The sequence below is a fragment of the Streptomyces sp. NPDC005774 genome (assembly GCF_042871645.1).
Taxonomy (GTDB): Bacteria; Actinomycetota; Actinomycetes; order Streptomycetales; family Streptomycetaceae; genus Streptomyces; species Streptomyces pratens.
This window is the reverse complement of the sequence record NZ_JBIAIV010000002.1, coordinates 120178-141732: the sequence shown is the minus strand read 5'-3', so window position 1 is coordinate 141732 and position 21555 is coordinate 120178. Positions and strand designations below refer to the sequence as shown.

Annotated in this window: 21 protein-coding genes and 1 pseudogene; 11 read left to right on the top strand and 11 right to left on the bottom strand. The window is 71.5% G+C overall.

All coding sequences use genetic code 11. The annotated features are described in order from the left end of the window. Positions 1-81: 81 nt before the first annotated feature. The 3 genes from ACFYQA_RS02860 to ACFYQA_RS02850 all read right to left on the bottom strand — a co-directional run bounded on the left by ACFYQA_RS02860 (position 82) and on the right by ACFYQA_RS02850 (position 2780). Positions 82-1083 carry an endonuclease/exonuclease/phosphatase family protein gene (locus ACFYQA_RS02860; RefSeq protein ID WP_388910643.1) on the bottom strand — a complete coding sequence of 334 codons (1002 nt, stop codon included), beginning with the start codon at positions 1081-1083 and terminating at the stop codon, positions 82-84. Between the two features lie 55 nt (positions 1084-1138). Further along, positions 1139-2116 (bottom strand): hypothetical protein, encoded by a 978-nt coding sequence (locus ACFYQA_RS02855; protein ID WP_388911088.1) that lies wholly within the window; start codon positions 2114-2116, stop codon positions 1139-1141. Positions 2117-2336: 220 nt separating this feature from the next. Further along, complete coding sequence (locus ACFYQA_RS02850; RefSeq protein ID WP_388910641.1) at positions 2337-2780, bottom strand: hypothetical protein; 444 nt, start codon at positions 2778-2780, stop codon at positions 2337-2339. A 255-nt stretch (positions 2781-3035) separates the two neighbouring features. On the opposite strand from ACFYQA_RS02850, the gene ACFYQA_RS02845 reads away from it, so the two are divergent. The 3 genes from ACFYQA_RS02845 (at position 3036) to ACFYQA_RS02835 (ending at position 6078) form a co-directional block, all read left to right on the top strand. Beyond that, complete coding sequence (locus tag ACFYQA_RS02845) at positions 3036-4235, top strand: PP2C family protein-serine/threonine phosphatase (protein WP_388910638.1); 1200 nt, start codon at positions 3036-3038, stop codon at positions 4233-4235. 71 nt (positions 4236-4306) lie between these two features. Then, positions 4307-5482 (top strand): hypothetical protein, encoded by a 1176-nt coding sequence (locus ACFYQA_RS02840; RefSeq protein ID WP_388910635.1) that lies wholly within the window; start codon positions 4307-4309, stop codon positions 5480-5482. Between the two features lie 107 nt (positions 5483-5589). Continuing rightward, positions 5590-6078, top strand: a complete 489-nt coding sequence (locus tag ACFYQA_RS02835; protein WP_388910632.1) for a hypothetical protein — start codon at positions 5590-5592, stop codon at positions 6076-6078. A gap of 174 nt (positions 6079-6252) precedes the next feature. Here the strand turns inward: ACFYQA_RS02835 and ACFYQA_RS02830 are convergent, their stop codons facing one another. Then, entirely contained in the window at positions 6253-6420 is a 168-nt protein-coding gene (locus ACFYQA_RS02830) for a hypothetical protein (RefSeq protein WP_386393771.1), read from the bottom strand. Between the two features lie 164 nt (positions 6421-6584). Here ACFYQA_RS02830 and ACFYQA_RS02825 point away from each other — a divergent pair, with 164 nt between their 5' ends. After that, positions 6585-6854 carry a hypothetical protein gene (locus tag ACFYQA_RS02825; RefSeq protein WP_388910629.1) on the top strand — a complete coding sequence of 90 codons (270 nt, stop codon included), beginning with the start codon at positions 6585-6587 and terminating at the stop codon, positions 6852-6854. A gap of 63 nt (positions 6855-6917) precedes the next feature. Here the strand turns inward: ACFYQA_RS02825 and ACFYQA_RS02820 are convergent, their stop codons facing one another. Continuing rightward, positions 6918-7721 carry a hypothetical protein gene (locus ACFYQA_RS02820; RefSeq protein WP_388910626.1) on the bottom strand — a complete coding sequence of 268 codons (804 nt, stop codon included), beginning with the start codon at positions 7719-7721 and terminating at the stop codon, positions 6918-6920. Between the two features lie 244 nt (positions 7722-7965). On the opposite strand from ACFYQA_RS02820, the gene ACFYQA_RS02815 reads away from it, so the two are divergent. Beyond that, the gene (locus ACFYQA_RS02815) at positions 7966-8970 is read left to right on the top strand and encodes a nucleoside hydrolase (RefSeq protein WP_388910623.1); all 1005 of its coding nucleotides are present in this window, start codon (positions 7966-7968) and stop codon (positions 8968-8970) included. A gap of 370 nt (positions 8971-9340) precedes the next feature. Here the strand turns inward: ACFYQA_RS02815 and ACFYQA_RS02810 are convergent, their stop codons facing one another. Continuing rightward, positions 9341-9712 (bottom strand): DUF6479 family protein, encoded by a 372-nt coding sequence (locus ACFYQA_RS02810; protein WP_388910621.1) that lies wholly within the window; start codon positions 9710-9712, stop codon positions 9341-9343. A gap of 437 nt (positions 9713-10149) precedes the next feature. Here ACFYQA_RS02810 and ACFYQA_RS02805 point away from each other — a divergent pair, with 437 nt between their 5' ends. From ACFYQA_RS02805 to ACFYQA_RS02790, 4 genes and pseudogenes are all read left to right on the top strand, one after another. Further along, entirely contained in the window at positions 10150-12204 is a 2055-nt protein-coding gene (locus tag ACFYQA_RS02805) for a TerD family protein (RefSeq protein WP_388910618.1), read from the top strand. Positions 12205-12235: 31 nt separating this feature from the next. Beyond that, positions 12236-12655 (top strand): annotated as a pseudogene (locus ACFYQA_RS02800) (hypothetical protein); the annotation flags it as partial. A gap of 118 nt (positions 12656-12773) precedes the next feature. Further along, a complete protein-coding gene (locus ACFYQA_RS02795; RefSeq protein ID WP_388910615.1) occupies positions 12774-13160 on the top strand; it encodes a MerR family transcriptional regulator in 387 nt (128 codons plus the stop codon). Between the two features lie 240 nt (positions 13161-13400). Continuing rightward, positions 13401-13604 (top strand): cold-shock protein, encoded by a 204-nt coding sequence (locus ACFYQA_RS02790; RefSeq protein ID WP_004985680.1) that lies wholly within the window; start codon positions 13401-13403, stop codon positions 13602-13604. 213 nt (positions 13605-13817) lie between these two features. Here ACFYQA_RS02790 and ACFYQA_RS02785 read toward each other — a convergent pair whose 3' ends face one another. Further along, positions 13818-14171, bottom strand: a complete 354-nt coding sequence (locus ACFYQA_RS02785; protein ID WP_388910612.1) for an antibiotic biosynthesis monooxygenase family protein — start codon at positions 14169-14171, stop codon at positions 13818-13820. A 62-nt stretch (positions 14172-14233) separates the two neighbouring features. Beyond that, positions 14234-14704 (bottom strand): MerR family transcriptional regulator, encoded by a 471-nt coding sequence (locus ACFYQA_RS02780; RefSeq protein WP_388911085.1) that lies wholly within the window; start codon positions 14702-14704, stop codon positions 14234-14236. Between the two features lie 257 nt (positions 14705-14961). Here ACFYQA_RS02780 and ACFYQA_RS02775 point away from each other — a divergent pair, with 257 nt between their 5' ends. Beyond that, positions 14962-16467, top strand: a complete 1506-nt coding sequence (locus tag ACFYQA_RS02775; RefSeq protein ID WP_388910609.1) for a SulP family inorganic anion transporter — start codon at positions 14962-14964, stop codon at positions 16465-16467. A 45-nt stretch (positions 16468-16512) separates the two neighbouring features. On the opposite strand, the gene ACFYQA_RS02770 is transcribed toward ACFYQA_RS02775, so the two are convergent. Then, positions 16513-17502 carry a hypothetical protein gene (locus ACFYQA_RS02770; protein ID WP_388910606.1) on the bottom strand — a complete coding sequence of 330 codons (990 nt, stop codon included), beginning with the start codon at positions 17500-17502 and terminating at the stop codon, positions 16513-16515. Positions 17503-18045: 543 nt separating this feature from the next. Here ACFYQA_RS02770 and ACFYQA_RS02765 point away from each other — a divergent pair. Further along, positions 18046-19116, top strand: coding sequence for a sugar ABC transporter substrate-binding protein (locus ACFYQA_RS02765; RefSeq protein ID WP_388911083.1), 1071 nt, complete (start codon positions 18046-18048; stop codon positions 19114-19116). 38 nt (positions 19117-19154) lie between these two features. Here the strand turns inward: ACFYQA_RS02765 and ACFYQA_RS02760 are convergent, their stop codons facing one another. Both ACFYQA_RS02760 and ACFYQA_RS02755 read right to left on the bottom strand, forming a co-directional pair. Then, positions 19155-19523 (bottom strand): hypothetical protein, encoded by a 369-nt coding sequence (locus tag ACFYQA_RS02760; protein WP_386392671.1) that lies wholly within the window; start codon positions 19521-19523, stop codon positions 19155-19157. Between the two features lie 190 nt (positions 19524-19713). Next, on the bottom strand, positions 19714-21045 hold the full coding sequence (locus tag ACFYQA_RS02755; protein WP_388910604.1) for a lipase family protein: 1332 nt from the start codon (positions 21043-21045) through the stop codon (positions 19714-19716). Positions 21046-21555: the final 510 nt, after the last annotated feature.

The following is a 21555-nucleotide window of genomic DNA, read 5'->3' as shown; positions in this document are numbered from 1 at the left end:
CCCCCCCCCCCCCCCCCCCCCCCCCCCCCCCCCCCCCCCCCCCCCCCCCGCGCCCGGGTGCGGCAAGGTGCCGGCCAGAGGTCAGCCGCCGTGGTGCAGTGCGAGGTCGACGATCAGGGTGCGGTGGTCGGTGTCGGGAAGATCGAGGAAGCGGGGCCGGTGCGCGGCGAACTGCCGGGACACCAGCACGTGGTCGATCTGGGCGCCGAACGTCGGCATGGTCCTGGCCGGCCAGGTCGGGACCCGGTGGGCGCCGCCCAGCCGGGCGGCGTCGCCGAGCCCGGAGTCGAGGAGGCGCCGGAAGGCGGCGTGGTCCTGGGAGGCGTTGAAGTCCCCGGCGAGCACCACCGGGGCCGTCGGGTCCGCGGTGACGACGTCGCGCAGCCCGCGGAGCTCCCGCTCCCAGACGTCCACCTGGCCGGGGATCGGAGGCATGGGGTGGGCGAGCTGGAGCCGTACGGCGTGCCCGTCGACGTCGGCGACGGCGCCGGGCATGCCCAGGGTTCCGGGGACGCCGTCGGTGCCCTTGAGCGGGAAGCGGCTGAGGATGACGGAGCCCTCGGAGCCACCGCCCGCCACGGCCCGGCGGTGCGGGTAGTCCGCCGTCAGTTCCCGTCGCAGCAGCGCGTCGCAGGTGTACTCGCACTCCTGGACGAACACCACGTCCGGCTTCAGCCGGCGCACGGCGTCGACCAGTCCGGCGGTGGCCCGGCCGAACTCGACGTTGGACGTCATCACCCGGAACTCGGCGACGGGCGGCCCGGCGGGCGCGCCGGTCTTCCCGTACGGCTCGATGAACCAGGCCAGCAGTCCGAGTAGGACGACGCCCCAGACCGCGCCGGTCCACCACCGGGCGAGCAGGGTGAACAGCAGCCCGAAGGCGGTCGGCACGAGGAGCCAGGGCAGGAACGCGAGCAGCTGGGGCACGGGGGTGACCGCGTCGGTGCCGACGGCCCGGCAGCCGACGATCACGCTCACCCCGGCGAAGAGCAGTGCCGCCGACCAGCCGCCGAACCGCCGCTTCCCGCTGCGGCGTCCGGCCCCTTCCCGGGCGTCCGCCCACTCGGCCGTCTCGGCAGTCACTGTGTCCAACGTCCGGCCTTCCGCTCGCGGTGGATCGATCCGTGGAGATCCTCCCTCAAAGACGAGGGCCGGCGACGGGAGGTTGCGGCGATCCGTTCCGCGCCTCGTCACAGGCCGGTGGCGCCGCCCCGGCAACGGTCCGGGTCTTCGCCCGCCACTCCCGTGAACGCCGTACCGCGGGCCCGCACTCGTGCCCACGGCCGAGACCGCGCCCGCGGAGGCCGGTCAGCAGGCAGGCGAGGGCCACCGTCAGGCCCAGGGCGAGCAGCATCCAGGACGCGGTGCGCAGCGTGGCGGTGAGGGCGTCGTAGACCACGCCCGCCGCGGGGCGGTGGACCGGCTCGGGCACGTCGGCCAGGGTGAGCCGGCGGCCGACCGCGACGGCGACGGCGAGCAGGCCGCCGCCCAGGGCGATGCCGAGCCCGGTCGCGGTGAGCGCGCGGCGGCGGTGGACGGCGACGGCGACCCCGGTGACGGCCAGGACGACGGCCGTGAGGGGAAGCCAGAAGGCCGCGGCGTCCAGCAGCCGGTACCCCGTCCGGAGCCTGGCCGTCTCCCCGGCCGGTACCACCGCGATCCGGGTGTGCTCGACCGGAATACGGTCGGCGAACGGCATACGGTCGGCGACGAGTTGCCGCTTCACCTCGGCGGTGACGGGCGCGAGGTCGACGGTGACCGGGCCGGGGTCCGCCCGGCCGTCGCGCAGGGCGTGCAGGAGCGCGTCGTGGACGGCCCGGTTCCCCGCCTCCCACACGGTGCCGAACGCCTCGGTGCGGGTGAACGAGCGGGCGGCGTCCCGTACGAACGGCCCGAGCAGGTCGCGCGCGGACCCCGCGTCCAGTTCCCGTACGACCCCGTCCCCCACGGCGTCGGCGACCGCGTCGCGCACGGCGGGGTCGGCGGACAGCGGCGCCATGGCGCCGACATACCGTCCGGTGTCGGCCAGCCCGTGCACCGCCCAGGCCGCGAGCGCGCCACAGGGCACGAGCAGGCACGCCAGAGCGACGAGCGCCGCCGACAGGGCGTTGCGCAGGCGCGCGGGCGTCCGCTCGCGGCGAGGTGGTTCCGGTGGTTCCGGTGGTTCCAGCGGTACGGCGTGGGGCGGCACCCCTTCAGCCAAGGCGCGGGGGGACATGTACGCGAGCGCAGGGCGGGCATCCGGAGTACCCGAGGTGCCCGGAGCGCCCAGGACCCTGCGCCCGTCAGCCCGTCCCGTCAGGCCTGCAGGACGGCAACCCGGCGGAACGACCGCGTCACCCGGTGCGGCGACCCTGCGCGTCCTCGTGCGTGTAGTACCGGTAGAACAGGAAGGCGAAGACGCCCGCTGCCACCGCCACTCCCAGCGCGGCCGACCGCATCACGCTCATGTTGGACTGGCTGACCAGGAAGCCGACCGCGGCGCCGGAGAACGCGCCCCACAGCACGGCGTGCACCTCGCGCCGCAGCTTCGGACCGACGCTCAGCAGGGCCATGCACAGGGCGGCGAACGCCAGCGCGGTGAGGAAGCCGAACAGGATGTTCCAGCCGGTGAGGGGACCGCCATAACGCCGGTTGGCCGCCGCCCAGTAGCCGTAGACGAGCCCGAGGACGACGGGCACCGCCAGCTTGGCGACGGCATGGGCCCGCTCACTGAAGACGCGGATCCTGTCCGGCTGCTGCCTGGGCATGATCCGGGGTCTGGGTGCCGCATGAGCCATGAGCGCACTCCTCTCTCCTCGCCCCCGCCTCCAGCGCACACCTGTGCGGGTCACCCGGCAACTCGGCCGCCCGAACCCATTTCGAACATGTTCTCTTTTTTGTCCCGCATCCCGTCCCGCATCCCGTCCCGACCGGATGCGGGCCGTGCGTCCGCATGCTTCGCTGGGGCGGTGCGCCATGGCAGCAGGGGGCTCGGCCCGCACGGCCGGCGGTACCCCCGGGCCGGCCGCCGGGAGATCACGTACCGGTACGAAATGCTGTACGTGCGAGGGCGCAGTGTCGCGTGGGTGCCGCCGCTCCTGCTGCTGGTCACCATCGCGGTGATCGACTATCACACCACCGGCGAGTTCCGGATCGTCTCCTGGATCGTGCTGGTCCCGGGCATCGCGGCCGCGATCTGCGGGGTGTGGGGCACGGCCGTGTTCGCGGCGCTCTCGATCGTCACCTTCACGACCGTGGACAACGCCTGGCCGCACGAGTTCCAGACAGGGCTGCCCGACTTCATCCTCGTCGCCGTCGGCGGCGTCCTGGCGACGCTGGCGTGCACGGTCCGGGTACGCGGCGAGCGCCGCGCGCTGCACATGCGCAACGTCGCCGACACGGTCCGTCGTACGGTGCTGCGCCCCCTGCCACCGTTCTGGGGCGGTCTGGAGCACGCCGGCGTCTATCTCGCCGCGGACGCCGGTGCCCGGGTCGGCGGCGACTTCTACGACATCCAGCCGGGCCCCTACGGCACCAGGGTCCTGGTCGGGGACGTACAGGGCAAGGGACTGGGCGCGGTCGAGACGGCGGCGGCACTGCTCGGCACGTTCCGCGAGGCGGGCTTCCACGAGCCGGAACTGGCGGTCGTGGCCGAGCGCCTGGAGGAGCGGATGCTGAGGCACCGGGGTTACACCGCGGCCCTCGGCCGGGCAGAGGGCGACCGCTTCGCCACCGCCGTACTGCTCGGCTTCCCGGCGGATCGCCCGGCCACGGCGGGTCCCCGTCCGGTGCGGTCCCATGCCTGGGGTCCTGGCACGGCAGGTCCCGGCACGGCAGGTCCCGGCACGGTGGAGGCCGTGGTCTTCGGCCATGAACCGCCGCTGGCCGTCGGCCCCGGTGGTGTACGGCCGTTGCCGGTGACCAGTGGGCTTCCGCTGGGCCTGCGCGAGCTGGATCCGGCACCGGTGCGCGTGCACCGGCTGCCGCTGGCCGCCGACGAGACACTGCTGGTGGTCACCGACGGGGTGACCGAGGCGCGTGATGCCGCCGGGACCTTCTACCCGCTCGCCGAGGACGTGGCGCGGGCGGTCGCGCAGGACGCGCGCACCGCCGAACCGGCCCGGCTGGCCGTCGTCGTACGGGACGGGACGCTCCGGCACAGCGGCGGCCACCTGAACGACGACACCACGGTCTTCGCGGTGCGCCGGACCGGCGGGCCAAGGGCGAACACCTCGAAGGGGGACGTTCATTGATCCGAGGCCCCTTGTCGGAGCCACAGCGGTTACGGTGCTGCTCTGGGTCGTGATCGACAGGGGGAGGGAACATGCCCGGGACCACACCCGGAAGCGAGCCCGGGGCCGCGCCCGGAACCGTGCTGCTGCTGGCGGCCTCGCCGTCCGGGCGGGGACGGCTGGTGGACGCGGCGTCCGTGCTTCCCGTCCTCGCGGCCGTACCGCCCGCCGTCCTGTCCGGCACGGACACCGCGAACGTCGTCGAGCTCGCCGACCCGCTGGAGCCGCAGGCGGTCCTGACCCGGCTGCGCGCCGCCGCGACCGCCCCCGGACCGCTCACCCTGTACGTCGTGGGGCAACTGCTGCTCGACCGCCGCCAGCGGCTGCCCCATCTGGCGCTGGCCCGCACCACCGCGTCGACCGTGCGCTACACGGCGTTCCCGTGGCACTGGTTCCGGGACGAGCTGCGACTGCGTCCCCCGGGTGTCACGACGCTGATCCTCGACCTGCACGCGGACCAGGAGACCTGGCAGGCACTGGGGATCGCGCAGCTGGCGGGTCTGCCGGGTCTGCCGGGTCCGGCGCCGGCTTCGGTTCCGCTCACGCTCCCGCCCGCGCTCGACTCCGGTCGCGACACCGCCGTCTACGGCCGCATCGCGCCGCCGCCCTCCCGCTCCCGTCGTAGGTTCGCGGAACCGGCGTACATGAAGGCGGTCGGGACGCTGCTGCGCAGTGGACGGCGCCCGCCGGACGAGGAGTTGCACCAGCAGGCGCTGGTCCGGGCCACCGCGGAGGGCGCGCACCCCGGATTCGTCCTGGCGCGGCGTGGAACCGGGCCCGTGCCGGGGGACCCGCACACGGTCATCACCCAGGCCGTACGGTCCGGCCGCCACGCCGATGCCCACGCGCTCGCCGCGCGGCACGAGCAGAGCGCCGCCCTCGCCCACGGGCCCGCCTCCGAGGAGGCGCTGCACTGGGCCGAGGTTCGCGCGGATCTGGCGATGCTGGCCGGGGACGCGGCGCTCAGCTGTCACATCTGGCTGGCGGTGGCCGCCGCACGGCTCAACACCGGTCAGGCGGCGGACGCTTCCTCCGTCGAAACCGCGGTGGACCGGGCGCACCACCAGTGGGGCCGGATCGGCGACCCGGGTCGGGCCCGCGAACTAGGCTTGTCGCTCGCGGAGTTGCGCAGCCGCGTGCCCGGCCGACGAGAAGGCGCCCTGGACCATGTGCGGCGGCAGTTGAACCAGTTGCAGACGCAGAACTGAACCGGCACCCGACCGGATCTGCCCGCACCCTTCCGCTTTCGGCCGGGAGGAAGCGACCGTTGTCGACCCCTCCCTGTGGAGCAACAGTGGTGCCGTGATGGTGAGTTATGGCTGAGGGGGACAGTGTGGTCAACCAGGGCGTTCGGATCCGGCTGGACGACACCGCGAGCACGAGCGACATCGGTGCGCTGCGCAAGTGGCTGGAGCGGGAGAAACCGCTCGACGAGCGGTTGCGCGCCGGTGATCTGCGGATCCAGGAGAGGCCGAGGGCGGACGAGTCCGGCACCCCGATGAGGCTCGGGATGGACATCGTCGTTCTGATCATCGGTGCGGGTGCGGGTGCGGGTGCGGGTGCGGGTGCGGGTGCGGGCGCCACGGAACTGCTGGACCAGGCCAAGAAGGCCGTGTCGGCCTGGCAGGCCAACCGGCGCGACGTCGAGAACGGCGCACCACCTGAGGGCAGAAGGGCTGGACCACCCAGCTCGCCGCCTACGAGGGCCTTACGGTCAACGCGGTGGAGGCGTTCGCGTCCGCGGTGCCGGACCTCGAGCTGGTCGACGAGAAAGGCCGCTACACCGGCGATGTCGACGGGCTGACCGAGGGGATCGCGGAGCTGCGCCGCCGCACGGAGACGGCGTGCTGTCGGACGAGGCCCTGGCCGAACAACTGGACAAGGCCCTGCGCAAGGCCCTCCCGCATTGGGCCCGGCGGTGCTGACCGCGGAGAGGCCACGAAAGGGCTACACGGAGGGGCCGCGGGCAGGCCGGCTCCTAGCGGACGGCGGCTTCCACCGGGTCTGTGGTGCGGTGGTCCGGCTTCTCGGGGTGGGTGGCCTTGGCCGGGCCCGCGTTGGCTGCCAGGACCAGTGCGGTGACCGCGGCGACGGCCGCGACGAAGCCTCTGGCGTAACGCCTGGCGGTGCGAATGCGTTCCAGCACGGCGACCTCGCAGCAGCGATGGGTTGGACACGGTGAATCCGCGGTTGAACCTAAGGGCTGCCGGACTCGAACGGCAAGGGGCACAAGGAGGGTTGACCGTACGAGCATCACGATCAGGGCAGGGCGGTCGGGCGGGCGCTCCCCGGTCCCTACGCTTGCCGTCCATGGACATACTCTTCCTCGCCTGCCTTGTGATTCTCGGTATCTGGGCCGTCCAGAAAAACGTCTCCCGGGCAGAGCGCACCGCCGCGCGCGTCGAACGCAAACTCGACCTGGTGATGGAGCACTTGGACCTGCACGAGGAGATCCCGGACAAGGACACGATCGTCGCGCTCGTGCGGGAGGGCAGGACGGTCCAGGCGATCAAGGCCTACCGCGAGGCCACCGGGGCCGGTCTGCTCGAGGCCAAGCAGGCCGTGGACCGCCTGACGTGACGGTCGCAGCCGTGACGGTCGCAGCCGTGAAGGTCGGAGCCGTGACGGGTCGGCCCATGACGGTCAGACCCGCACCCGGCCCTGCTTCTGGATCTCCGTCAGCCGGTTCGCCCCGAACTCCACGACCACCTGAATGAGTTCGGACGCCACGTCACCGAAGCCGCCGTTGGTGAGGGTGATGGTGTCCTCGCCGACCCGGACCACCGCCACGTCCAGGGTGAGGCGCGTCAGCTGGTGGTCGGGCGTCTCGCCGGTCATGGTGACCCGCAGTGCCTGCCGGGCGTCCCCGGTCTCCGGCAGCGTCAGCGCGTCGACCTCGACCTTCTGGGCGCCGTCCTTCTTGGCCGTGGCGGTGAACTCCCCGCACTTCTCGGGCAGACCGTCCAGCCACTTCAGCGTGCGGTCCACGTCGGCGGACCGGTACGCGGCCACCTGGTACCGCAGCTGGGCGCCGCTGTAGGCGTCGTCCAGGGCGACCACGGCCCGTGGCCCGGCCGGCGCGCCGAACAGCTCCTCGGTGTAGAGGGCGTCGAGCAGCCGCCGGCAGTCGGCGTTCTTCGTGCTCGACTTGAGCAGCCCGTCCCGCCAGGTCGCCGCGCCCCGCGTCGGCACCCAGGGCTGCCCCAGGTCCGTCTCCGTGATCAGCGAGGCCCGCAGCTGCTCCTCGCTCAGACCCGGCTCGGGCGTCGCCGACGAGGACTGCTCGGTGGCCGGGGCGGCGGTGGAGAGCGAGGCGGAGGCGGTGGCCGGGGCCTCCGGTCCGGCCGTGTCGCTCCCGAGGGCGGAACAGGCTGCCGTGGTCAGCAGCGCGGACACCGACAGCACGGAGGCGAGAAGGGCGCGGGCGGCGGCCGGGGCATGCGTCATCGGGGGTGCCTCCTGGTGGAGCCGGACTGTGGATGTGGCTGCGACCGCGCACTGGCCGTCCGGCACGGGACCGGGGCCGGGGCAGCGACACGTGCTCATACGGCACCACGGTGCCGCCCGCCCCACCAGTGCGGCGGTCCGTCCGGGTGAGTACGACGAGGGAAAATGTTCTCGCCCCGCGCCCGCCCCCATGTACCGCACCCTTGTCCCGCCCTCTGTGCCACGCCCCGAAGGAGTCCTCGCCGTGACGTACGGTCCGCCCATTCCGGTGATCATCGACTGCGACACGGGTGTCGACGACGCCCTCGCCCTGCTGTTCGCCGTCCGTCACCCCGGGATCGACCTGCGCGCGGTGACCTGCGTGGCCGGCAACACGGACGTGGACGGCGTGGTACGCAACACCCTCACCGTGCTGGAGACGGCGGGCGCGCCCGCCGTGCCCGTCGCGCGGGGTGCCGAGCGCCCGCTGATCGAGGCCCCGCGCTCCGCGGCCCATGTGCACGGTCACGACGGGATGGGTGACCTCGGCCTGCCCGCTCCGCGGCGCATCCCCGCCGATGTGGACGCGGTGACCCTGCTGCGCCGCGAGATCCTCGCCTCCCCACGCCCGGTCACCTTGGTGCCCACCGCCCCGCTGACCAACATCGCCCTGTTGTTGCGGATGCATCCCGAGGTCACCCGCAACATCGAGCGGATCGTTTTCATGGGCGGCGCGGCGGGCGCGGGCAACGCCACCCCGGTCGCCGAGTTCAACGTCTGGCACGATCCGGAGGCCGCCGCGATCCTGCTCACCGCCGGAGTGCCGATCACGATGTACGGCCTGGACGTGTTCAACCGGGTCGTCGTCCCGGCGGCCGAGGTGCGCAGGCTGCGGGCGAGCGCCGAACCGGGCGTCCGACTGGCCGGTGATCTGCTCGCCCACCGCCCCGCGGCTCCGGACGCCACCGCCGACGGCCCCGCCGATGTGGACGGCCCCGAGGAGGAGGCGGGCGGACTCGGCGACGCGGGCGCGCTGTGCGCGGTCGTCGACCCGGAGGGCCTGACCACCTACCGGCTCCCCGTCGAGGTCTCCCTGGCCCCGGGCCCGGCCCGTGGACAGACCGTCGTCGACCGCCGCTCCCGCGTCGGCGAGTCCGAACTCCACGAGGGCACACGTGAGCAGGCCCTGGTGGACGTGGGGCTGGAGGTGGACGTCCCGCGTTACGTGAAGCTCTACCTGGAGACCGTCGAAGCGGGCGGAACCCGCTGAAGCACCCCATCGGGAGCCGGCCGGCCCCACCCCTCCACCTGCTTCGGGACGTCCCCCGTCTCAGGCCTCTGCCTCCGGGGTCCCTGAACCTGCCGCTGTTCCTGCTGTTGTTGTTGCCACCGTCCCGAATTTCGGCTGTGGGTGGTCGTCGGCCGGAAGCATCGGGGCCAGATGGCGTTCGGGGCGGTGCAGGCTGTCCGCGGGCACGGGACTGCGCGGCTCACCGGCGGCACCGGGCAGGGGCACCGGACGCCGGGCCACCAGATGCCCGGTCCGGTGGTGCCCGCACCGGGAACAGGAGGGGCCCCGCCCCCGGTGTACGAGGACGGGACCACGGTGTTGTCGCGGTGGAAGCACTTCCACACGCCGGTCACACGTGTCCTGGGCCACCACTGCCGAAGGCGCCGCTCGACCCGGGCAGCCAGCGCTTCCGTTGCTGGTCCTTCCCTGTTCTGGTGGAGGAGTGATGGAGCTGGTAGGGCATGAGCCGTTCGCCGTCTCTCGGCACTGCCGGCATCTCGTCCGGCTCCCGCATCTCCCGCATCTCGTGGACCGCGCCGCTCTCCGGCAGTCTCGGCTGTTCCTCGGGGCTGGGGCGGCTTTCCTCCTGGTCCATGACCTTCATGCCGACGCTTACAGCCCAGATCAGCGCGCCGGCCACGACCAGCCCGCCGATGAAGGCCGCGAGCAGATGCAGTACCTGCTGGTCTGCGGCCAGCAGTTCATACGTTGCCGTACTCATGCTCCGAGTATGGCCGAGGAAATGGGATAAAGCGCCTGGAATGTCCGAATGGTTCGTTCGGCTGCCCCGGCGGGCAGGGGTCCGCGTGCCGTGACAGATTGCGAGCGGAGGGAAGGCCGGGACGGGCCGTCGCGTCCCCACGTGTGCAGCTCGGGGCCTGCCCCGGCCTTCCCGGTCGCCGCGAAGGCGGCGACCGGGTCGCCTCTGTCCCGGACCTTTGGTGCGCGGGGCGCGCACGTCGTGATCGCCGCCCGCACGGGGCGTGCGCGGGGTGAGGTCCACCCGCGATCACCCTGTTTCCGCCAGAACATCGCTGACTGCACGTTTCGCGTACTAGAGTTCCGGGTGCGTTGAATGCGCGTCCTGGCGTGCACGGTGCGCGGCGGACTGCCGAGGGAGGGGTCCCTCTGTCCCGCCGTGGTTTTTGGGGGGGATTCATGTACGAGATGACCAAGGGGGCCAACGTCGGGTTGGCCACCCTGAGTGACAACGTGGATTCGGTGATCGCGAGTCTGGGGTGGGTCAGCCAGACCGGCGAGGGCGACGCGGACGTATCCGTTCTGCTGCTGGGCCCACACGGCAAGGTGCGCAGCGATGCCGACTTCTACTTCTACAACAATCCGGTGGCCGTCGACGGCAGCGTGGAACTCCTGGGCAAGAAGCCGGCCGGAGAAGGCAGCGAGGACCGGATCGTCTTCGATCTGACAGCGGTCCCGGACGAGGTCGAGCGGATCGTCGTCGCCGCGAGCCGGTACGAGGGCATGTGCTTCGACGAACTGGACGGCTTGCAGGTCACGCTGGCCGACGGTTCGGGCGACGGTCTGCTCCGGTTCCCGATCGAGGGTGCCGGGTCGGTGAGCGCGTTCATCTTCGGTGAGCTGTACCGGCGGGCGGGTGACTGGAAGTTCCGGGCCGTCGGGCAGGGGTACGACACCGGCCTCGCCGGGCTGGCGGCCGACTTCGGAGTCGACATCGACGACGACTCGGCGGAGGCCGACCAGGCGGGAGATCCGTACGAGTCGGCGGCAGTGGGCGGGACAACGGCCGGAGAGGAATCCGACACCGCGTCGCCGGCCGTCCCCGGCGGACAGAAGCCGCAAGCGTCTCCGGCGGCGATCCCCGCACCGCGGCAGCCCCAGCCGGACGCGGGGCGGAGCAGGAAGCCGTCACGGCCCCGCACCGCCAAGAAGAAGGTCACGCTGCCCAAGGCGGAGCAGAAGTCCCTCGCCGAGAACGATGCGTGGAACCAGGCAAGGCTCTTCCCTCTCTCGGTACTCAAGAGCGACCGTGACCGCGAGATGCGCGCCACCTCCGTGCTGTTGTCGGTGATGGCGCAGGTGCCGGAGTTCGGTCGCAGGCTGACGGCCGGATTCGGAGCCCCGGCGGGCCGTATGGAGACCTATACGGAAGTCACGTTGCCGCACGGCGACTCCCCACGGCGTCCCGACGGCGTGATCCGGGTCGAGCGGGCCGGAAAACTCTGGACGGCGCTCGTCGAGACCAAGACCAACGGCAACGCCCTCAAGGCCGATCAAGTGCAGGCGTACATGGACATAGCGGCGCGGCGTGGCTACGAGGCCGTGATCACGCTGTCCAACGACGTCGCGCTGGAAGGCAGCCCGCTGGTCGACGTCAAGGTCGACGGCAGGCGCAAGCACAAGGTGGCCCTGTGGCATCTGTCCTGGGCGGAAGTGGCGCACCAGGCACAGATGCTCATCCGGCACGAGGGTGTCGGCAACAGTGCGCACGCCTGGCTGCTCCATGAACTGCTGCACTACGTCCAGCACGAGAACTCCGGTTGCCACGGCTTCCAGAACATGGGTGCGGCGTGGGTCCCCGTGCGCCGGGGCATCGACGACGAGACCCTGTGCCAGGGCGACTCCCGTGCCCTTGAAGTGGTCGAGAGCTGGGAACAGCTGATCCGCCAGGTCTGTCTGGGGCTGGGCGGCGAAATCGGCCAGAAGGTGCTTCCCGTACGCCGGGTCAAGCGGGGGGCCGGCCCCGGGGAGCACCGTGCGCGGATGGCCGACCAGTTGTGCCTGGAAGGGCGGTTGCAGGCCGAGGTGCGGATCGAGGACACACCGGGTGTCCTGGCGATCAGCGCCGACCTGCGGACCGGCAAGCTGCGCACGTCCATCGAGATCCCGGCGCCCGAACAGGGTTACCCCCTGGCCCGGGCGAAGCGGCTCCTCAAGTGGTTGAGCGAGGCCCCGGCCGACCTGCACGTCGAGACGCTGGTCGATACCGGGGCGGGTGGGCCGAGGGGCACTCTGGAACGGCTCAGGCCCGAGCCGGGGGACCTGCTGCCGAAGAACGGTACGCACATCACCGGTTTCCGGCTGACCCTCTTCAAGGGCATGGGCAGCACGCGTGGCAACGCCGAGTCCGGGTTCATCCGCAGCGTGGACGACGCCGTCAACCGGTTCTATTCCACTGTGGTGGTCCACCTCGAGCGGCCGACGTCCCGGAAGGCCGAGCCGAAGCCCGCGTGAGCGGTGCTGCCGGGACTGTCGGGACGGTCCGGCCGCCGATCGCGGCACCAACGACCTCATGACCACCCACCTGCCGGACGTCGAGGCCCTACAGGCCGTGCACGCCCACAACCGCCGGACGGTGGAGCTGCTGCTCGGCCGGGAGCGCGAGGAAGGCACCGTGCGTCCCGACGTCAGCACGGAGGACGTCCTGTTCGCCCTCGCCGTCCTCGGCCGCGCCGTACCGCCTCTCACCACGGCCGCCACGCCCGACGCCTGGCGTCGTCCTCTCGCCCTGTTCCTCGACGGCCTGCGCACCGCCCCACCGTCGCCGCTACCGGGTCATGCCCTCACCGGTGCCGAGCTCGGCGCCGTACTCCAGGAGATGGGTCCGCACCGGGCACGGCCGGGGGAGGGTCCGAAGGGAGTCCCTGCTGTCCGGACGGGCACGCGCCGGCCGCGGACACCGTGAACAGGAGTGGATATCTATGTGTGTCGCGGTAGTTTTTCTACCGAGATGGCTGGAGTTCCTGTGTGGAGAGCCTGTCCCCTGGTGGTCCGTGTCCCCGGCGGTCCGCAGGAAGGCGTGCATGTCTTCGGAGAGTCGGCCGAATGCCGGCGCCCGGCAGCCGGACGACGGCCGGCTCCCTGTCGCCGACCGGCTCGGCGGCGACCATTTCCCGGCCTGCACCATGGGCAGGGCCACCGAACTGGTGGGAGTGACACCCGCCTTTCTCCGTGACCCGGGCGGGACCGGGCTGATCGCCCCGACGCGCCCGGACGGCGGCCACCGTCGCTCCTCGCGCCATCGGCTGAAGCTCGCCGCGTGGGTGCGCGAACTCGTCGGCCGGGGTCCCCAGGCCGACGCCGCGTGCCGCATCGTCGGCCTGGAGGGGCGACTGAAGCAGGTCGAGCGGGATGACGGGCAGCTGTGCCGGCAGAGCGAGCGCGCCGAGCGTCGGCATCGGCATCAGTGAAAATCTGTTCTCGCCAGAACAGAAATTTAGCGTTCGTCGCAGAAATCTATTTCTTCAAACGCGTTGACCGCGCTTTCCTTGGTGATTTTCCTCGCTTGCCGTGGATATGGTTCGTGCTAGGCTGACGTCAGTTGCAGTTGTGGTTGCCATTTTGCTACCGGTTCTCCGGGCAGGTGATCATCGCGACGATGAGGGAATTCGTAAAGTGCGATTTCCCAGCACTGTCTCAGGAGATTTGATATGGCCACCGGTACCGTGAAGTGGTTCAACTCGGAAAAGGGCTTCGGCTTCATCGAGCAGGACGGCGGCGGCGCCGACGTCTTCGCCCACTACTCGAACATCGCCACCTCGGGCTTCCGTGAGCTCCAGGAAGGCCAGAAGGTGACCTTCGACGTCACGCAGGGCCAGAAGGGCCCGCAGGCCGAGAACATCGTTCCCGCCTGACCCGTACGTACGCGAGTACGCAGGGATTGCAGCAGGGCCCCGCACATCAGTGCGGGGCCCTGCTCCGTGTTTCCGGGGTCCGGGGACCCGGGCCCCATGCGTGTTCAGGTTCCTGAACACGCTCCCGTTTTCCGGTGCTCGTCCTCCGGAAAGGGCCGGCGCGTCGCTCCCGACCCTTTCGCGGCACGTGCTTCGGCGGCGCCGGTGGGCGGGTCAGGCCTGCTTCGGGCCGGTCTGCTGGACCACCTCGAACGACCACAGCGTCGCGTCCGTGGCGGCGGGCTTCGGCCGGTCGCCCTGCGCGCCGCCACCCTGCGCGCCGCCACCGTGCGCGCCGCCACCGTGCGCGGCCTGGCCGCGGCCGGCCAGCCAGCGCTGGAAGTCCTCCTCGGTCCGCCAGCGGGTGTAGACGAGGTAGGTGTCGGTGCCCTCCACGGGGCGGAGCAGCTCGAACCACTCGAATCCGTCCGAACCCTCCACCGCGCCCGCCCGCGCGGCGAACCGCTTCTCCAGCGTCTCCCGCTGCTCTTCCGGGACCGTGAGTACGTTGATCTTGACGATGCTCATGCCCCGATTGTTCCGCAGTGCCGGTGCGGGACGCGGGCGGGGGCCTTCCCGGCGTGCCGGGGTCAGGCGGGGGCGGTGAGTTCCGGGTGGGGTCCGCCTTCGCTTTCTTCACCCGACCGGCCTGTCCTGATCGGATCGATTCGTTCGATTCGTTCGATTCGTTCGTGCAGGGTGGTGGTGAATTCCTCCGCCCGCGCCAGTTGCGTACGAAGATCCGCCGTCCGTTGGCGTGCCGCTTCCTCGAAGCCGCGCAGTGACTCGAGCAGCTCTTCGCGTTCCCGCCCCTCGGGCGGGCCGCTCCCGGCGTGTTCGTCGAGACGGTCGGTGGCCGCGAGCAGTTCCCGCATGCGGTCCAGGGTGAAGCCCAGCGGTTTCATCCGGCGGATCACCATGAGGCGGGCCACGTCGCCCTCGGTGTAGAGCCGGAAGCCGCCCTGAGAGCGGGCCGACGGGACGACGAGGCCGGTCTCCTCGTAGTGCCGGATGGTGCGCAGGGACAGTTCGGTGCGCGCGGCGACCTCGCCGATCTGCATGTGCTTGCCGTCCACGTGCCTGATCCGGTCCTTCTCGTCCATGTGCTGCTCTGCTGGTCGGCCCCAAGGGGTGACCGGTCGTCGGGCACACCTCGATCTCTACCCTAACGTTAGGGTAGAGTCACTCCGCTCCGCGCCGCCCGGGCCGTCCCCCGGCCGGCCCCGGCCTCCGCACAGACCCGCCCCGTCCCGCCCTGCCCCCGCGCCGTCGTCGCCGCCGGGCCGGAGCGCGCCCGAGCACGACAGGTACTGCCCCCTTGCCCTCTCCCGCACTGTCCCCCGCCGCTCGGCTGCGCGCTGTGCGCCCCGACTGGCTGAACGATCCGAAGGTCTGGCGGACCGAGATCCTCGGCGGCCTCGTCGTCGCGCTCGCGCTGATCCCGGAGGCGATCTCCTTCTCGATCATCGCCGGTGTCGACCCGGCCGTCGGTCTGTTCGCGTCTTTCACCATGGCCGTCACCATCGCGTTCGTCGGCGGACGCCGGGCGATGATCTCCGCGGCGACCGGCGCCGTGGCGCTGGTCATCGCGCCACTCAACCGTGAGCACGGGTTCGGGTACCTCGTCGCCGCGGTGCTCCTCGCCGGTGTCTTCCAGATCGTCCTCGGCGCGCTGGGCGTGGCGAAGCTGATGCGGTTCGTCCCGCGCTCGGTGATGGTCGGCTTCGTCAACTCGCTGGCCCTGCTGGTCTTCATGGCCCAGGTCCCCGAGATGCGGGACGTGCCCTGGCCGGTGTATCCGATGATCGTCGCCGGGCTGGCCCTGATGGTGTTCTTCCCGAGGGTCACCACCGTGATCCCGGCGCCCCTGGTCTCCATCGTGATCCTCACCGTGATCACTCTCGCCGCGGGGATCGCCGTCCCCACCGTCGGGGACAAGGGGGAGCTGCCCTCGTCCCTGCCGGTGCCCGGCCTGCCCGACGTGCCGTTCACGATGGACACCCTCACCACCGTCGCCCCCTATGCCTTCGCCATGGCACTGGTCGGCCTGATGGAATCGCTGATGACGGCCAAGCTGGTCGACGACATCACCGACACGCACTCCTCCAAGACCCGCGAGTCGATCGGCCAGGGCGTCGCCAACATCGTCACCGGGTTCTTCGGCGGGATGGGCGGCTGCGCCATGATCGGCCAGACGATGATCAACGTGAAGGTATCCGGTGCCCGGACCCGCCTGTCCACCTTCCTCGCGGGCGCGTTCCTGATGGTGCTGTGCATCGTCTTCGGGCCGGTCGTCTCCGACATTCCCATGGCCGCGCTCGTCGCCGTGATGATCATGGTGTCGTTCGCGACCTTCGACTGGCACTCCATCGCTCCCAAGACCCTCAAGCGGATGCCGGCCGGGGAGATCGGCGTCATGGTGACCACCGTCGTGTTCGTGCTCACCACGCACAACCTCGCCGTCGGAGTCGTCGTCGGCACGGTCACCGCCATGGTGATCTTCGCCCGGCGGGTCGCCCACCTCGCCGACGTCACCGCGGTCACCGACCCCGACGGCACGTCCGTCGTCTACCGGGTCACCGGCGAGCTGTTCTTCGCCTCGTCCAACGACATCGTCGGCCGCTTCGACTACTCGGGCGACCCCGACCGCGTCGTCATCGACCTGTCGTCCGCCCACGTCTGGGACGCCTCCTCCGTCGCCGCCCTCGACGCCGTCGAGACGCGGTACGCGCAACGCGGGAAGACCGTCGAGATCATGGGCCTGAACGAGCCCAGTGCCCGCCTCCACGACAAGCTCAGCGGGGAACTCGTCGGCGGTCACTGACGGACGGCCCCGGGGCAGGCCCTGTGGAGGGCGCCGGGGTGGCCCTCAGCCGAGGCAGATCACCAGGAGACAGAGCCCGGAACCGGAACCGGAGTCAGAACCGGAGCCGGACGGGCCCGGTGACTCGGGTGCGGGTGTCGAGGGGGTCGAGGTGGCGGGCTGCGAGCCGCTCCGGCCGCCCGAGCCGCCACTTCCGGCGTTTCCGCTGTCGCCGCCGCTGCCCGAGGAGTCCTCGGGTGGGGGCGCCGGACGGAGCGCCGCACCGGAGCCAGAACCAGAACCGGAACCGGAACCGGAACCGGAACCGGTGCTGGAGCCTTCGGAGTCCGAGCCCGTCCGTGTGCCCGAGCCGTTGGACGAGGGTGTGGTCCGTGACGGGGACGTGGCCGTCGTGGAGGCGCCGGTGGCGCCGGTGGCGCCGTCCGGCCGGGTGCTCGACGCGGTGGTGGGCGCCGACGAGGTGCCGGTCGGCTGCCGGTGTGCGCCGTCGTCCAGGGCCGGCTGCGTGCCGGGCGGACTCACGGACGGCGCCGGGCCGCCGTACTGGTCCGCGGGCCCGTCAGCGCCGCCCATGCCGGACACCTCAGGTGCTGTGGCGGCCTGGGCGCGGTCGCCGGAATCCCGGTCCATCGAGGCGAGGGTGAGTCCACCACCGACGAAGGCCACCGCCGTGGCGACCAGGGCGCGGCGCTGGGTCTTCTTCCAGCGGGCCAACTGCCGCCGCCGCGCCGCCCGCCCCGTGGGCGCGGACACCGCGGACGCGGGCGCGGGCACCGGTACGGACGCGGGCGCGGGCACCGGGTCCGGGGCGTCCACGGCAGGGACCGGCCCCCTACTGATTCCCGTACCCATCTCCGTACTGGTTCCTGCACCGGCCGTGGTGCCGAGACCTGCCGGGGGCGCGGGCGAGGTCGCCGTGCCCGGGACGGCGTGACCGCCGATGACGCTCGGCGCGATGTCGGGGGCATAGGCGCCGCATCCGGGGCACACGAGGGCGCCGTTCAGATGCCGGCGACACGTGGAGCAGTAGTCCATCCGCTGTCTTCCCAGGTTGGCAGGCACCCGCCGAGCCGGGGACGGCCCGTTCGCGTTGCGCACGCGGGAGCGGGTGGAGCAGGACAGCAACGCTAACGACACCCACGAGCCGCTGTGTGCAGCCCGTGTGTCACTCCTGCGCACATTCTCTGCCCGCTTCGCGTGAATGCCGTGAGCATGTGCGTCAATCGGCGCGCAATGCGGCCCGGACTGAATGTCTTTCAATCAAAATCTTTTGGGACAAAGGCAGTTGAGGGCCGCGCATGGAGTCGGTTTGGGCCGTCACGGCCGGAAATCGGAACCGGCGGAAGGCGTTCAAGACACGGAAACAACAGGGCTGTTCCGTGAAAGACGCGGTTTGACGCTGCAGGGCCGTGCGGCGTTGGCTTGCCCACCACTTGGTCGCCACGCTGCACTCTCGCTTGGAAGGCACCTGATGTGAACCCCTGTACCCCCCGCACCACCCGCACCACTCCCGCACGCCACACGATCCGGGGGCGTCGGGGCACCACCGTTCTGACGGCCGCTCTCTCGGCCCTGTCGATGCTCTCGCTCTCCGCGTGCGGTGCGTCCGACGCCATCGGCGCAGACGACGCCTCCGCGTCGCCGGGCGAGCGCAACGACATCACCGTGGGACTCCTTCTCCCCGACAGGGACACCGCGCGCTTCGAGGAGTTCGACCGCCCCCTCGTCCAGGAACGGGTCGACGTCCTCACCGGCGAGGAGGGCAAAGTCGTCTACGCCAACGCCGAGGGCAGCTCGGCCAGGCAGAGCGAGCAGATCGGCCGCATGGTCGTCGACGAGGTCGACGTGATCATCGTGGCCGCGGTGGACGCCAAGGCCATCGGGCCGGACGTGGAGAAGGCCGAGGAGGCGGACATCCCCGTCATCGCGTACGACCGGCTGGCCGAGGGCCCGATCGACGCGTACGTGTCGCATGACAACGAACTCGTCGGCGAGGTGCAGGGCCGTGCGATCGTCGACGCGCTCGGCAGCGAGGCGGAGAACAGCAAGGTCGTCATGATGAACGGTGAGCCCGCCGACCCGAACACCGCGCTGTTCAAGGACGGCGCGATGGGCGAGTTGAACGGCAACGTGGACATAGCCAAGTCGTACGACACCGAGAAGTGGCTGCCCGCCGTCGCCAAGGCGAACATGAAGAAGGCGATCAAGACCATCGGCGCCGACGACGTCGCCGCCGTCTACGCGGCGAACGACGGCATGGCCGGAGCCGTCATCGAGGCGCTGGAGGAGGCGGGCGTCTCCGGCATCCCGCCGGTGACCGGGCAGGACGCCGATCTGGAGGCCGTGCAGCGGATCGTCGCGGGCACGCAGCACATGACGGTGTACAAGTCGTTCCTGCTGGAGGCCACCGGTGCCGCCGAGATGGCGGTGGCCAGGGTCCAGGGGCGGGACATCCAGTTCGACTCGCTGACCAGTGAGCGGGTCGACAGCCCGACGCAGAAGAGCATCCCGTCGATGCTGGTGCCGGTGGTCGCCCTGACGCAGGACAACATCGAGGACACGGTGATCCGGGACGGCGTCTACGACGTGGAGGACATCTGCACGACGAAGTACCGGGCGGCCTGCGCGTCGATCGGTCTCACACCGTAGGCGCCGCCGGCGTCGTGGACAGGCCGGCGCCGGCCCGCTCACTGCTGGTCGGAGTACCCGATGTCTCCTACCGTCCAGGCGCTCACATCGGCGAGAGCCACCCGGTACATGCCACCCGTGTCCGGAATGCCGTAGCTCCCCTGGAGGATCCGGGCGACGTGGAAATGCAGGTGGGAGGGGCGCGACGGCGCTTCGCCCCGGCCGGCCTCCGTGAACGGAACGGCGAAGTGGCCAAGGTGCGTGGAGTCACGGAGTACCTCCGCCACGCGCTCCCGCCACAGGGCCTCGGGGGCCAGCCGCCCGGTGATGACGGCACCGGGGATCACTACGGTGAGTGACATCTGGCTGTCCTGGTCCGTCTCGACCATCGCGGCGACGGCGACGAGCAGATCGTCAGGGTGCGACATGGTCAAAGAGCGTAGCCGAGCCCCGGCCCGGCCGGGCAATGCGGGTCCGGATCACTTCGACGTGGCGGCCGCCGGGCCCCGTGCCGGCTCCGGCCCGCCCGGGGGGGTCGGGCGGGCCGGAGCCGGGAGGTATCCGATGTCGGGGCCGGTTGTCGGGACCGGTTGTCGGGGGCGGCGCGCCCCTCCCACGTCAGGGCTGCAGGGGCATGCTCCAGCAGTTGGAGGTGGCCCGTTTGCCGGACAGCCGGTCGGTCAGCCAGTCGACGGCGTCCCCCTGGTCGGTCAGCAGCGGGACGAAGTGGTTGAGCAGCGCGCTGCCGACGTTGAGGAGGACGACGGCCTTGTAGGTGACGTCGGCGCCCTTGGCACACCAGTCGACGGCGAGTTGGCGGGACTGTCCGTGCGGCACGAGGTTGTCGCTGACGCCGGTGGCCAGGCGGACCGGGCCGGACGGCTTCATCGTGCCGATGAACTGCTTGTCCAGGAAGGTCTGGAGGGCGGGTGTGGTGGCGATGGCGTCACTGAGGGACTTTCCGTCCGTGGTCCACTTGGTGCTCTTGGCGAAGCCGTACGTGAAGAGGGCGTCGCCGACGCACATCGTCGAGAGGTCGGTGAGCGCGGCCTTGCCGGCGGCGTTCAGATGCGCCTCGGCGATGGGCTTCAGCTCCGGGTCGGACTGGAGGAAGCCGTTCAGCGACCAGCCCAGCGCGCCCGCCAGTTCGCTGCCGTCGATGGCCTTGGTGACCTTGGCCAGATCGGCGGGAGGCGCGCCGGAGTAGGTCCCGGACAGGGTGACGTCGGGGGCGTAGGCGGACTGGAGTTCGGCGGCCGCCGCGGTCGCCCCGCCGCCCTGGCTGTACCCGTAGAGCCCGACCGGGGAGGCCGCGGTGACCGACGTCCCGCGGAGCGAACGGGCGGCGCGGACGGCGTCCAGGACCGCGTGGGCCTCGTCGACCCGGTTCACGTAGGTGTGCAGGCGGTCGGTCGCGCCCAGGCCGGCGTAGTCGGTGACGACCACGGCGACGCCCTTCGCGAGGAGGCGGTAGATCACCAGGTCCTCGTAACCGACGGACACGGTCTCGCCGTTGAACTGCAGCGGGTGCTCGAGCCCCATGGACGCGGCGCACTGGTCGCCCTGCCCCAGGGTGCCGGGCGCCACCGCGACCAGGGGACGCGGACCGCTGCCCTTCCAGGCGGCGGACGGTTCGATGTACGCGCCGGTGACGGCGACCGGCTGCCCGCTCGAGTCGGTGGACTTGTACATCAGCCGGGTCGCGGTTCCCGGTAGCGGGCCCTTGAGGCTGGGCAGGCTCAGGGCCAGCGGGAGGGGCTCACTGCGGATGAGGGTGCCGTTGGCGTCGGGCAGGGACGCGGGCGGGGTGTAGAACGCGGGGATCGTGACGCCCCGGGACACGACCTTGTCCGTCGCCGCGGCGGGGGCGGCCGCGACGGCTTGGGCGCCGAGGCAGGCGGCGGCGGTGACGGCAGCGGCCAGAAGTCTGGGGCGCGGGTGTGCGGGCATGGCGAACCTCCTGTGGAGCGGCTGTCAGGAAGTGGCCTCCGTGCCGGGGCGTCCCGGGATCGGCCCGGACGGGGAGGCGCGGTGGCGGAGCTACGGAGCTGAGCTGGGGGGAGTGGGGGCTTCGGAGCTACGACGGGCACGGCGGTGAGGCGATAGGACGGCACAGCGGCACAGCGGCACAGCGGCACAGCGGCACAGCGGCACAGCGGCACAGCGGCACAGAGCGGCACAGAGCGGCAGGGCGTAGGGCGGTCCGGCGGTGAGGTGTGGCACACGCGTCCCACGGGCTTGCCCACACCGCTCGGTAGTGGTTCGCATTGAACTTACCTGTGGGTAAGTTACTCGCGGTAGCGGTAGGAAGGTTACGGTTCGGCAATGTGACGGGCGGTCCGGCGCCACCCGCCGCCCGCTTCCTGTTCGTCGGCGCATCGGATCACCGGATCACCGGACCACCGGATCACCGGGCCACCCGGAGGGCGACAGCCTCGCCCTCCGGGTGGCCCGGGAGCG

What these genes read in the sequence shown, in the direction of transcription:
- ACFYQA_RS02850 (WP_388910641.1), bottom strand. Translation starts at nt 2,780, where the DNA reads ATGGCTCATGCGGCACCCAGACCCCGGATCATGCCCAGGCAGCAGCCG.
- ACFYQA_RS02845 (WP_388910638.1), top strand. Translation starts at nt 3,036, where the DNA reads ATGCTGTACGTGCGAGGGCGCAGTGTCGCGTGGGTGCCGCCGCTCCTG.
- ACFYQA_RS02840 (WP_388910635.1), top strand. Translation starts at nt 4,307, where the DNA reads ATGCCCGGGACCACACCCGGAAGCGAGCCCGGGGCCGCGCCCGGAACC.
- ACFYQA_RS02835 (WP_388910632.1), top strand. Translation starts at nt 5,590, where the DNA reads ATGGCTGAGGGGGACAGTGTGGTCAACCAGGGCGTTCGGATCCGGCTG.
- ACFYQA_RS02825 (WP_388910629.1), top strand. Translation starts at nt 6,585, where the DNA reads ATGGACATACTCTTCCTCGCCTGCCTTGTGATTCTCGGTATCTGGGCC.
- ACFYQA_RS02820 (WP_388910626.1), bottom strand. Translation starts at nt 7,721, where the DNA reads ATGACGCATGCCCCGGCCGCCGCCCGCGCCCTTCTCGCCTCCGTGCTG.
- ACFYQA_RS02810 (WP_388910621.1), bottom strand. Translation starts at nt 9,712, where the DNA reads ATGAGTACGGCAACGTATGAACTGCTGGCCGCAGACCAGCAGGTACTG.
- ACFYQA_RS02805 (WP_388910618.1), top strand. Translation starts at nt 10,150, where the DNA reads ATGTACGAGATGACCAAGGGGGCCAACGTCGGGTTGGCCACCCTGAGT.
- ACFYQA_RS02795 (WP_388910615.1), top strand. Translation starts at nt 12,774, where the DNA reads ATGTCTTCGGAGAGTCGGCCGAATGCCGGCGCCCGGCAGCCGGACGAC.
- ACFYQA_RS02790 (WP_004985680.1), top strand. Translation starts at nt 13,401, where the DNA reads ATGGCCACCGGTACCGTGAAGTGGTTCAACTCGGAAAAGGGCTTCGGC.
- ACFYQA_RS02785 (WP_388910612.1), bottom strand. Translation starts at nt 14,171, where the DNA reads ATGAGCATCGTCAAGATCAACGTACTCACGGTCCCGGAAGAGCAGCGG.
- ACFYQA_RS02780 (WP_388911085.1), bottom strand. Translation starts at nt 14,704, where the DNA reads ATGCAGATCGGCGAGGTCGCCGCGCGCACCGAACTGTCCCTGCGCACC.
- ACFYQA_RS02770 (WP_388910606.1), bottom strand. Translation starts at nt 17,502, where the DNA reads ATGGACTACTGCTCCACGTGTCGCCGGCATCTGAACGGCGCCCTCGTG.
- ACFYQA_RS02765 (WP_388911083.1), top strand. Translation starts at nt 18,046, where the DNA reads ATGCTCTCGCTCTCCGCGTGCGGTGCGTCCGACGCCATCGGCGCAGAC.
- ACFYQA_RS02760 (WP_386392671.1), bottom strand. Translation starts at nt 19,523, where the DNA reads ATGTCGCACCCTGACGATCTGCTCGTCGCCGTCGCCGCGATGGTCGAG.
- ACFYQA_RS02755 (WP_388910604.1), bottom strand. Translation starts at nt 21,045, where the DNA reads ATGCCCGCACACCCGCGCCCCAGACTTCTGGCCGCTGCCGTCACCGCC.